We start from the raw sequence: 9,859 nt of genomic DNA, 5'->3' as shown, positions 1-9,859 counted from the left end.
CCCGCACCACCCGGTCCATGCCCAGCAACGACGGCATATCCGCGGCATGGCTCACCGAATCGAGCGCACGGGAATACCAGGCCCCCATCTGCTGGCGATACACCGCCAGGCTCTGATGAAAGCCATTCAGCTCATGTTCGATAGAGGCAATGTGGGCGGTGTGGGTCATCCGTGACGTCTCGGCAGGGGGCAAGGCGTCGGAGAATGCCGCAGCAAAAAGCGGCTGGATGAACGGTTGGGAAAATCAGAATGGGCTGACCAAGGTCAGAGAAAAAGCGCGCAAACCCAGCCCAAAGGGCTACACAAAAAAGCGACTCAACTGATTGCAGCAAGACGTGGAAGAGCAATCCCGGATAGCGCCGGCCCCAGCGTGAGCCAGTTCGCTCGCCATCGGTTCAGCTGTCCGATAAGGCAATTTAATGGCCCCTTTGTAACAAAAACCTCGCCAGAATCGCGTTTATTTTCAGGTGGTTAGGTAGGGATGCAAATGCGCACTGTTGGAATCATGCTGATCGCCTGTTCTCTGGCCGGTGGCGCGGCGGCCGTGCAGGCCCGGGAGCTGCGCGAGGGTGACAAGTACATGTGCAGTTGGGGCGCCGGCACCGCCGCCAGGGCGCAGGAACTCAAGTTGTCGGGGGTGTCGCTGTACGCCGCGCGGCAGAAGATCCAGACCATCAAGTTCAACAAATCGTGGATGCGCATGATGGCGATGGGCATCACCGAGCAGACCTATGACAGTCGCTCACGCCTTAAACCCGAGGCGATTCGCCAGAGCTTCTATCAGGACTGCGTGCGCTACAAAGTGGCGCGTAAATAATGCGTGGCACTTATTCAATAACCCTTTTTTATAAAAGGAATTAGCTATGGAAGTTGCACCAAAAAGTGGCACTTCTATCCATCGCCACCTTAAAAAACATGTGGTTATTGAAGGGCTTACGACACTAGCAATCCGACGAAAGGATTAAAATAATCTTGTTGCACGTTTTTACAGTGGTTACTATAGCCGTGCGTTCACCTCCCACGGTTTATGCATTTTTAAATCCCAAGTTTCCATCAGCTACTTGGGATTTTTTTTGCCTGTGATTTGGCCTCGACTTCAAATGTTACTGTGGATACACGGCATCAAACGTGGGCCGTGGCGGCAGGCGAGAGGGTGTCGGTTGCGCCGTAATAGCGCCAGCAGCAATGCCGGTGCTCGGGCACGATTACGCAGCCGCTGAGGCTGACAATCAACAGGGCGGCGACCAGCATGGATATGCGACGGGACATGATGTTTCCTCATGGTATGTGCGGCGTTAAACCTTGAACGCCGCCACACGCGCAAATCCGTCGCGATCCTTTCAAACATTTCATCAAGTCTCGCCAAACCCCGGGCGATACTGCCTTTCGACCCGAGCCTGAAAAAATCGGCGCGACTCGCGACGGATTTTTCGACACCCGCCGTTCAACCCATCAGCAGCGTGTATTCGCACGCCGATGAAGGAGTTGCCATGAGCCCACTGGCCAGATTGCGCTGTGCCTTGTTTGCCCCGTTGGCGTTTGCCGCGTTCGTCAGCACGCCGGCCTTTGCCCAGACCGAAGTCATCATCCGTGAGGCACCGCCGCCGCAGCGCGTGGAGATGGTTCCGGTCGAGCGGCCAGGCTACGCCTGGGACCGTGGGCACTGGCGTTGGGAAGGCCGCGGCTACGCGTGGGTGCCGGGTCACTGGCAGCCGGTGATGCGTAATGCGCGCTGGGAACCCGGCCATTGGGAAGCTCACGGCCCCAATTGGTACTGGCGTGAAGGGCACTGGATCCGCTGATTTTCTGGAATCGCCCGATTGAAAGACACTGATCCGGACGTTGAATTGCTGGCGCGTATCGGCAACAACGAACCTGCCGCCGTCAACGAAATGGTGAGGCGCAAGCTTCCGCGTTTGCTGGCGCTCGCCAGCCGCTTGTTGGGCGATGCCGACGAGGCCAGGGATGTCGCTCAGGAGAGCTTTTTGCGTATCTGGCGTCACGCCGCCCGTTGGCGCAGTGGCGAAGCGCGGTTCGATACCTGGTTGCACCGCGTGGCGCTCAACCTGTGTCATGACCGCTTGCGTCGGCGCAAGGAACGCCCTTTGGATGAGTACGACCTGCTTGAGCTGGCGGACAGTGCGCCGTCCGCCGATGAGCAACTCGACACCGCCCAGCGCAATGCACGCGTGGCCGCCGCGTTGGCGGCGTTGCCCGAGCGTCAGCGCGAAGCCATTGTGTTGCAGTACTATCAGGAGCTGTCGAACATCGACGCCGCGGCCCTGATGAACATCAGCGTCGAAGCGCTGGAGAGCCTGCTATCGCGGGCCCGACGCCAGTTGCGCAGCCAACTTGCCGACACACCCGGGCTTGCCCGCCCAGGAAGGGGAAAACCATGACTTCTGAACGATTTGCTTATCTGGCCGATGCCTACGGCGCCGACCTGCGGCGTTGGCCTGCCGCAGAACAGCGCTCGGCTCAAGCGTTGTTGGACGCGGGTAACGTGCAGGCGCGCAATGCGTTGGCCGCGGCCGGTTGGCTTGATACGCAACTGGACAGCCATCAAATATTCACCGACCCGGCGCTGGTTCGGCAGATACGTCAGTCAGCACCAAGACCGGCATCTTTCTGGTCGCGCTACGCCAATTGGCTGTCGCCCGCGGGGCTGGTGGGCGTGGGCGTTGCCGGTATCGTCACGGGCATGCTGGTGGCGTCCATGAGCGTCCCGCTGCCAATGGTGTCGTCCGAGGTGTTGCCCAGCGTCTTCGATCAAGGCGACGCGCAGGTCATCTTCAGCGTCAACGCCGAGGAAACCGAGCAATGACCCCCAGATCCCTAAAACCGTGGTTGCTTGTCTCGGTACTGCTCAACGTGTTTTTGATCGGTGGGGTAGGCGGTGGGCTTTATCATTGGATGGCCCGGGCTACACCGGCTGAAGCCATGGTCAACCAGCACGGCCTGCGTCAGGCCATGGTCAAGTTGTCGCCGGAACGGCGCAAGGAATTACGTCAGCTGCTGCGCCACAATCGCGCCGACAGCCAGCCACTGGTGTTGGCTGGCCGCGAGGCACGCATGGGGGTGATCAAGCAACTGCAAGCGCCCACGCTGGATCGCGATGTACTGGTGGCCGAACTGGCGAAGGCGCGGGAAGCCGACACGGCGCTCAGGGCGCTGGTGGACACGACGTTGGCGCAGTTTGCCAGTGAGTTACCACGAGATGAGCGGCAAAAGCTGGTGGAGGCCTTGTATTTACGGGGAGCGGAACGTGCCCATCGCGTCGGCGATGAATAAGCCGTGACGAACGGCAGAAAACGAAGGGGCGAAACCAGAGGGACGGGCGAGGGCAGAGCTAAAGGCGCCGTAGAAAGGACCTGACGATATGCCGGGTGGCGTCGGTGGTGTCCAATTGGTCCAGGGCCTCATAGGCGTACCACTGGCAATCGACGATCTCATTGCAAGGGCGCGCCTCGTCGACATTCACGACCGACGCTTCGAATACATGGTGCAGCGTGTCGCGCGCCTTGAGCTCCTGCAGGTAGAGCAGCCCGTCCACGTTCAATCCGGTTTCTTCCTCCAGCTCGCGTTCGGCGGCGCCCACCGGGCGTTCGTCGCGTTCGACCTTGCCGCCCGGCAAAGCCCATTTTGATCGGGCCTTGCGCACGAAAAGGATGTGCCCCTCGTGCTCGCAAATGACCGTTGCCCTGATTTTCATCGTTTGTGCTCCCGCGGCGGGATGAATGTCACAAAAGTGTAATGCAATTGTCATGCTAAGTGGTTATGGCGCGCGGCCGTGGGTACGTGGATACTGCCCGACTGATGAAAAAGCACGAGGACAAAGGATGAACACCATACGCTGGGGCATGATCGGCTGTGGCAGTGTCACTGAGTTGAAGAGTGGACCCGCTTTCTATAAAGCGCCAGGTTCGGCGCTGGTGGCGGTGATGGGGCGTCGCGAGGCGGCGGTGCGCGATTATGCGGCACGGCATGGCATCGCGCGTTTCTATACCGACGCCCAGGCGTTGATCAACGACCCCGAAGTGGACGCGGTGTACATCGCCACACCGCCCGACAGCCACCTGGAGTACAGCCTGATGGTCGCGGCGGCGGGCAAACATTGCTGTGTCGAGAAGCCCATGGCATTGAATGCCGAGCAGAGTGCCTTGATGCAGCGCACCTTTGAGCGCGCCGGGTTGCACCTGTTTGTTTCCTACTACCGGCGTTCGTTGCCGCGCTTCCAACAGGTGCGCGAGTGGCTGAGGGACGGGCGCATCGGCGAGTTGCGTCACCTTACCTGGGCCTTCTGCAAGCCGCCGGGTGCCGAGGACGCCAGCGCGGCCAACTGGCGCACCGACCCGCTGGTCGCCGGCGGTGGTTACTTTGCCGATCTGGCCAGCCATGGCTTTGACCTGTTCCAGTATCTGGCCGGGGATATCATCGAAGTCTCAGGTTTCACTGCGCACCAGGCCGGGCGTTATGCGGCTGAAGACGCGGTGACGGCGTGCTGGACCTTCGGTTCGGGAGCCTTGGGCATGGGCTGCTGGAACTTTGTCGCGGACCGGCGCGAGGACAAGGTCGAGCTGATCGGCAGCACGGGTCGCATAACGTTTGCAGTCTTCGAAGACCAGCCCCTGCGCCTTGAAGGCGAGGTCAGCGAAGTGCTGGAAGTGCCGTGTCACGCGCATATCCAGTGGCACCACGTGGTGGCGATGAACGCACATATTCGTGGCGAATCCGAGCATCCTTCGCTGGCGATCGAGGCGCTGAAGACCGATCGGATCCTGGACAAGGTGCTGCAACGTAACCCCAATTATCCTGGGTAGTCGTGTCAGATTGGGCGCAACTCACTTTTCCAAGGAATAGACGGATGAAATACGCGATAGCGTTGTGGCTGGTCATCGCCACCAGCGCAATGGCGGCACCGCGTAGCCAGGGGACGCCTGGGGCGTTTGATTTCTACGTGTTGTCGCTGGCGTGGTCGCCGACGTTTTGCCTGACGCATCCGGACAACGAACAATGTTCGGGCAAGGGCTATGGCTTCGTGCTGCACGGTTTGTGGCCGCAATACGCGCGGGGAGGGTGGCCGGCTTCCTGCGATGTGCAGTCGCGCCTGACGCGTGAAGAGATGGACAAGGGCGCCACACTGTTTCCGACGCGTGCATTGCTCAAGCACGAATGGGCCAAACATGGCACCTGCAGCGGGCTTGCGCCGCTGGTGTACCTGGAAAAAACCGATGCAGCGCTGGGTGTGGTGGTCATCCCATCGCAGCTGCAGCCGTTCAATACGCCCGCATCGTTGCCGGCCCGTGAGATCGAGGCGTTGTTTCGCGAGAGCAACCCACGCCTGGGCAGCCACGGGCTGGCGGTGATCTGCAAAGGCAACGTGCTGTCGGAGGTACGCGTGTGCCTGACCAAGGACCTGGCCTTCGCCGGCTGCCCGCGCAGTGTCAAAAGCCAATGCCGCGACGGTGACATTCGCATCCCTGCGCAGCGTTAAGGCAGCATGGCGACACGGTAGCGTTCGTCAAAATCTTCGGTCAATTGCGCCAGGGTCACCTTGCCCAGGCTCCAGCCGCCCTGATGGCCTTCGCAGCATCAGCGGCAAGCGTGCGCACTTTTCGTTGATCAACGGCCCAGGGTGATTTTGTTCAATACCGTTTTGGTCGGGCCTTATACCGTGGTGCCTCTTTATGCATTCTCATAAAAGGTAACCGCAATGAGCTTGATCCTTTCCATGGCCGCCTTCGCCCTGGCCACCTCCATTACCCCCGGACCGGTCAATGTGGTGGCATTGAGTTCAGGCGCGCGCTTCGGTTTTGTCGCCAGCCAGAAGCATGTGTTCGGCGCGGCGGTTGGTTTCACGGTGTTGCTGGTGCTGATCGGCCTGGGTTTGCATGAGGTGCTGCTGCGGTGGCCGATACTGACCCAGTTGATCCAATGGGGCGGGGTGGCTTTTTTGCTGTACATGGCCTGGAAACTGGCGACGGATGACGGCCGGCTGGACGCCGAGGGTAGCGCCAGCGCGCCGTCGATGCTCTACGGGGCGATCATGCAGTGGCTCAACCCCAAGGCATGGCTGGCGTGTGTGGCGGGGATGGGCTTGTTTGTGGCCGATGGCGATGCCCGGCAGGTGTGGCTGTTTGCGAGCCTCTACCTGGTGATCTGCTACCTGTCGGTGGCGTGCTGGGCCTATGCCGGCACCTTTTTGCGCCGCTACTTGGGCAACCCCCGGGGCGTGCGCGTGTTCAACCGCTCAATGGCCGCGTTGCTGGTGGCCAGTGTGGGTTATTTGCTGATGGCTTGAGCCGGTCGCGGTACTGCCCTGGCGTGGCGGCAAAATGTAATTTGAACGCCCGCTGGAAATGCGCCTGGTCGGCGAAACCGGCGGCGAGGGCGACCTCGGCAATCAATTCGCCATTGCGCAATTGCGTGCGGGCGAACTGGATACGCTGGTTGACCAGAAAGGCATGGGGCGTGAGCCCGTAATACTGCTTGAACGCACGAATCAGATAGGACGGCGACAGCTCGGCCGCCAGGCAGATGTCTTCCAGTTTCAGCGCCTGGGTGCAGTGTTCGCGGATGTAGTCCGCCGCCCGCTCCAGCTTGTGGTTGACCTCGCGCACAGGGGTGTTGGCGGGGTTGAGCCGTTGTTGGACTTCACTGAAATAACTCACCAGCGCGCTTTGTTTTTGCAGCAGTTCGGCATCTTCGTCGAGCAGCAATCGGTACAACGCCAGCAGGCCGCTGTACAGCACCGTGTCGTGGGTGTACGGCGTGTTGAACGGGCGATAACCCTGGTCGGTGCTGAAGCCCAACTGGTGCTGCAAGTCGGTCAGCCAGTGCGTGTCGAGGTAGAGCATGTGGTAGGACCACGGCTCGTTTTCGATGGGATTGCAGGCGTGCACATCGCCAGGGTTCATCAACACCACGGTGCCGGCGCTGATCTGGAAGGTCTCGTCGCCGTAGTGGTAATAGCTGCGCCCGGCCGTGATTGCACCGAGGGAAAAGTGCTCATGGGCGTGCCGGGTGTAAGTGACCTTGCGCCCGTCGGCGATGGTTCGTGATTCGATAAAGGGCAACGCGGGGTCGCGCCAGAACAGCGGTGCGGTAGCGGCGGTCATGGGCAGGCGCTCCCAGGCGGTGATTGAATGCGTCGGGGAGCAGCCTTATACAAAACCGGCGATTGTTCAAGCTTCAGCGCGGTGTGCTACGTCGCGTCGGCGATTTAGTGGGCCATGCATCAGGCCGGGACGAGGAACGCCGCCTCCAACAATTGCCGCGTATACGCATGCTGCGGGTCAGCAAAAATCGCCCGCGCATCACCTTGTTCCACTACTTGCCCGTGCTTGACCACCATCAACTGGTGACTCAGTGCCTTCACCACCGCCAAGTCATGGCTGATAAACAGGTAGGTCAGGTTGTACTTGGCCTGCAGGCTGCGTAGCAGTTCCACCACTTGGCGTTGGACCGTGCGGTCCAGCGCGAGGTGGGTTCGTCCAGCAGGATCAGGCGCGGCTTGACGACCAGGGCGCGTGCGATGGCGATGCGCTGGCGCTGGCCGCCGGAAAACTCGTGGGGGTAGCGGTGTCGCGACTGCGGGTCGAGGCCGACTTCCTTGAGGGCTGCGATAATCGCCGCTTCCTGCTCGGCGGGCGTGCCCATCTTATGGATGCGCAAGCCTTCGCCGACGATCTCACTGACGCACATGCGTGGGCTCAAACTGCCGAACGGGTCCTGGAACACCACCTGCATTTCTCGGCGCAGCGGGCGCACCTGCTGCTGGGTCAGCTTGTCCAGTTGCTGGCCTTCGAAGCGAATGCCGCCCTGGCTGCCGATCAGACGCAGGATCGCCAGGCCCAGGGTGGATTTGCCCGAGCCGCTTTCGCCGACGATGCCCAGTGTTTGCCCCTGCGGCAGGCTGAAGTTGATGCCATCCACCGCCTTGACGTAATCGACGGTGTGGCGCAAAAAGCCCTTCTTGATCGGGAACCACACCTTAAGGTCCTCGACTTCCAGCAAGGGCGGGCCAACGGTGTTACCGGCCGGCCCACCGCTGGGTTCAGCCCCCAGCAGTTCCTGGGTGTAGGGGTGTTGCGGCGACTGGAACAACGTCTCGCAGTCGGCCTGTTCAACGATGCATCCTTGCTGCATCACGCACACGCGATGGGCGATACGCCGCACCAGGTTCAGGTCATGGCTGATCAGCAGCAACGCCATGCCCAGCCGTGCCTGCAACTCTTTGAGCAATTCCAGGATCTTCAACTGCACGGTCACGTCGAGGGCGGTGGTCGGTTCGTCGGCGATCAACAGCTCCGGTTCGTTGGCCAACGCCATGGCAATCATTACGCGCTGGCGCTGGCGCCGGACAGTTCGTGGGGCAAGGCCTTGAGGCGCTTGTGCGGTTCGGGAATGCCCACCAGTTCCAGCAACTCCAGGGTACGCCGGGTGGCGACCTTGCCGGTAAGTCCCTTGTGCAGGCCAAGCACTTCGTTGATCTGTTTCTCGATGCAATGCAGCGGATTCAGCGAGGTCATCGGCTCCTGGAAGATCATCGCGATGCGGTTGCCACGAATGTGCCGCAGGGGCTTTTCCTTGAGGGTCAGCAGGTCTCGCTCGGCGTAGTTGATGGTGCCGCTGGGGTGGCGCGCCAGCGGGTAGGGCAGCAGGCGCAGGATCGAGTGCGCGGTCACCGACTTGCCCGAGCCGCTTTCGCCGACCAGGGCCAGGGTTTCGCCGCGCTTGATATCGAAGCTGACGTTATTGACCACGCGGTGGTGATGCTCGCCGGTCACGAACTCGACGCTGAGGTCGCGGATTTCGATCAGATTGTCCTGATTCATCTCATTTCCTCGGGTCGAAGGCATCGCGAGCGGACTCGCCGATAAACACCAGCAAACTCAACATGATCGCCAGCACGGCAAACGCGCTCATGCCCAGCCACGGCGCCTGCAGGTTGGATTTGCCTTGGGCCACCAGTTCGCCCAGCGACGGTGAGCCGGCGGGCAAGCCGAAGCCGAGGAAGTCCAGGGCGGTGAGGGTGCCGATGGCGCCGGTGAGAATGAACGGCATGAAGGTCATGGTCGAGACCATGGCGTTGGGCAGAATATGGCGGAACATGATCGCGCCGTTCCGCATCCCCAGCGCCCTGGCCGCGCGCACGTATTCAAGGTTGCGCCCACGCAGGAACTCGGCGCGCACCACATCCACCAGGCTCATCCACGAGAACAACAGCATGATTCCCAGCAGCCACCAGAAGTTGGGCTGCACGAAACTGGCGAGGATGATCAGCAGGTACAGCACCGGCAGCCCGGACCAGATTTCCAAAAAGCGTTGCCCGGCGAGGTCGACCCACCCGCCATAGAAACCCTGCAAGGCTCCGGCGATCACGCCGATGATCGAGCTGAGCACGGTCAAGGTCAGGGCAAACAGCACCGACACGCGAAAGCCGTAGATCACCCGGGCCAGCACATCGCGGCCCTGGTCATCGGTGCCCAGCAGGTTGACGCTCGAAGGCGGCGCCGGGGCCGGTACTCGCAGGTCGTAGTTGATGCTCTGGTAGCTGAACGGGATCGGCGCCCACAGGGTCCAGGCGTCCTTGGCCTTGAGCAGTTCGCGGATATACGGGCTCTTGTAGTTGGCCTCCAAGGGGAATTCGCCGCCAAAGGTGGTTTCCGGATAGCGCTTGAGCGCCGGGAAGTACCAGCCGCCGTCATAGTGCACGGCCAGCGGTTTGTCGTTGGCGATCAGCTCCGCGCCCAGGCTGAGCACGAACAGGATCAGGAACAGCCACAGCGACCACCAGCCGCGCTTGTTGGTCTTGAACCGCTCGAACCGGCGGCGATTGAGGGGGGACAGGTTCATC

The 9,859-nt window shown here is 61.2% G+C and carries 12 protein-coding genes and 1 pseudogene; 8 read left to right on the top strand and 5 right to left on the bottom strand.

The window, feature by feature from the left end; all coding sequences use genetic code 11:
* Positions 1–487: 487 nt before the first annotated feature.
* On the top strand, positions 488–817 hold the full coding sequence (locus tag JWR98_RS12850; RefSeq protein WP_026136677.1) for a hypothetical protein: 330 nt from the start codon (positions 488–490) through the stop codon (positions 815–817).
* 305 nt (positions 818–1,122) lie between these two features.
* On the opposite strand, the gene JWR98_RS12845 is transcribed toward JWR98_RS12850, so the two are convergent.
* On the bottom strand, positions 1,123–1,269 hold the full coding sequence (locus JWR98_RS12845; protein WP_003173551.1) for a hypothetical protein: 147 nt from the start codon (positions 1,267–1,269) through the stop codon (positions 1,123–1,125).
* A gap of 221 nt (positions 1,270–1,490) precedes the next feature.
* On the opposite strand from JWR98_RS12845, the gene JWR98_RS12840 reads away from it, so the two are divergent.
* The 4 genes from JWR98_RS12840 to JWR98_RS12825 are packed head-to-tail and all read left to right on the top strand — an operon-like array spanning position 1,491 to position 3,291.
* Positions 1,491–1,802: a YXWGXW repeat-containing protein gene (locus JWR98_RS12840; protein WP_078732906.1), complete on the top strand. Its 312-nt coding sequence runs from the start codon at positions 1,491–1,493 to the stop codon at positions 1,800–1,802.
* A gap of 18 nt (positions 1,803–1,820) precedes the next feature.
* Complete coding sequence (locus JWR98_RS12835; RefSeq protein WP_003173553.1) at positions 1,821–2,399, top strand: RNA polymerase sigma factor; 579 nt, start codon at positions 1,821–1,823, stop codon at positions 2,397–2,399.
* On the top strand, positions 2,396–2,824 hold the full coding sequence (locus JWR98_RS12830) for a hypothetical protein (RefSeq protein WP_003173554.1): 429 nt from the start codon (positions 2,396–2,398) through the stop codon (positions 2,822–2,824). Before JWR98_RS12835 ends, JWR98_RS12830 begins: the two co-directional genes overlap by 4 nt.
* Complete coding sequence (locus JWR98_RS12825; protein WP_078732908.1) at positions 2,821–3,291, top strand: periplasmic heavy metal sensor; 471 nt, start codon at positions 2,821–2,823, stop codon at positions 3,289–3,291. Before JWR98_RS12830 ends, JWR98_RS12825 begins: the two co-directional genes overlap by 4 nt.
* Before the next feature lie 58 nt (positions 3,292–3,349).
* Here the strand turns inward: JWR98_RS12825 and JWR98_RS12820 are convergent, their stop codons facing one another.
* Positions 3,350–3,712 (bottom strand): NUDIX hydrolase, encoded by a 363-nt coding sequence (locus tag JWR98_RS12820; RefSeq protein WP_078732909.1) that lies wholly within the window; start codon positions 3,710–3,712, stop codon positions 3,350–3,352.
* A gap of 127 nt (positions 3,713–3,839) precedes the next feature.
* Here JWR98_RS12820 and JWR98_RS12815 point away from each other — a divergent pair, with 127 nt between their 5' ends.
* From JWR98_RS12815 to JWR98_RS12805, 3 genes are all read left to right on the top strand, one after another.
* Positions 3,840–4,820 (top strand): Gfo/Idh/MocA family protein, encoded by a 981-nt coding sequence (locus tag JWR98_RS12815; protein ID WP_205490211.1) that lies wholly within the window; start codon positions 3,840–3,842, stop codon positions 4,818–4,820.
* A 44-nt stretch (positions 4,821–4,864) separates the two neighbouring features.
* On the top strand, positions 4,865–5,494 hold the full coding sequence (locus JWR98_RS12810) for a ribonuclease T2 family protein (RefSeq protein ID WP_205490210.1): 630 nt from the start codon (positions 4,865–4,867) through the stop codon (positions 5,492–5,494).
* A 219-nt stretch (positions 5,495–5,713) separates the two neighbouring features.
* Positions 5,714–6,301, top strand: coding sequence for a LysE family translocator (locus JWR98_RS12805; RefSeq protein WP_078732914.1), 588 nt, complete (start codon positions 5,714–5,716; stop codon positions 6,299–6,301).
* Here JWR98_RS12805 and JWR98_RS12800 read toward each other — a convergent pair.
* The 3 genes and pseudogenes from JWR98_RS12800 to JWR98_RS12790 form a co-directional block, all read right to left on the bottom strand.
* The gene (locus tag JWR98_RS12800; protein WP_078732915.1) at positions 6,243–7,118 is read right to left on the bottom strand and encodes an AraC family transcriptional regulator; all 876 of its coding nucleotides are present in this window, start codon (positions 7,116–7,118) and stop codon (positions 6,243–6,245) included. The two genes, JWR98_RS12805 and JWR98_RS12800, sit on opposite strands and share 59 nt — an antisense overlap.
* 119 nt (positions 7,119–7,237) lie before the next feature.
* Positions 7,238–8,837: pseudogene (locus tag JWR98_RS12795) on the bottom strand (ABC transporter ATP-binding protein).
* 1 nt (position 8,838) lies between these two features.
* Positions 8,839–9,858, bottom strand: a complete 1,020-nt coding sequence (locus JWR98_RS12790) for an ABC transporter permease (protein WP_003173563.1) — start codon at positions 9,856–9,858, stop codon at positions 8,839–8,841.
* Position 9,859 lies beyond the last annotated feature (1 nt).

The sequence above is a fragment of the Pseudomonas lactucae genome (assembly GCF_016937615.1).
GTDB classification, from domain to species: Bacteria; Pseudomonadota; Gammaproteobacteria; order Pseudomonadales; family Pseudomonadaceae; genus Aquipseudomonas; species Aquipseudomonas lactucae.
Note: the sequence above shows the minus strand (reverse complement) of the source record. Positions and strands in the feature narration are given on the sequence as shown.

Coding starts and splice junctions, on each gene's coding strand:
- JWR98_RS12810 (WP_205490210.1), top strand. CDS start 4,865: ATGAAATACGCGATAGCGTTGTGGCTGGTCATCGCCACCAGCGCAATG.
- JWR98_RS12800 (WP_078732915.1), bottom strand. CDS start 7,118: ATGACCGCCGCTACCGCACCGCTGTTCTGGCGCGACCCCGCGTTGCCC.
- JWR98_RS12815 (WP_205490211.1), top strand. CDS start 3,840: ATGAACACCATACGCTGGGGCATGATCGGCTGTGGCAGTGTCACTGAG.
- JWR98_RS12850 (WP_026136677.1), top strand. CDS start 488: ATGCGCACTGTTGGAATCATGCTGATCGCCTGTTCTCTGGCCGGTGGC.
- JWR98_RS12790 (WP_003173563.1), bottom strand. CDS start 9,858: ATGAACCTGTCCCCCCTCAATCGCCGCCGGTTCGAGCGGTTCAAGACC.
- JWR98_RS12840 (WP_078732906.1), top strand. CDS start 1,491: ATGAGCCCACTGGCCAGATTGCGCTGTGCCTTGTTTGCCCCGTTGGCG.
- JWR98_RS12825 (WP_078732908.1), top strand. CDS start 2,821: ATGACCCCCAGATCCCTAAAACCGTGGTTGCTTGTCTCGGTACTGCTC.
- JWR98_RS12805 (WP_078732914.1), top strand. CDS start 5,714: ATGAGCTTGATCCTTTCCATGGCCGCCTTCGCCCTGGCCACCTCCATT.
- JWR98_RS12830 (WP_003173554.1), top strand. CDS start 2,396: ATGACTTCTGAACGATTTGCTTATCTGGCCGATGCCTACGGCGCCGAC.
- JWR98_RS12845 (WP_003173551.1), bottom strand. CDS start 1,269: ATGTCCCGTCGCATATCCATGCTGGTCGCCGCCCTGTTGATTGTCAGC.
- JWR98_RS12820 (WP_078732909.1), bottom strand. CDS start 3,712: ATGAAAATCAGGGCAACGGTCATTTGCGAGCACGAGGGGCACATCCTT.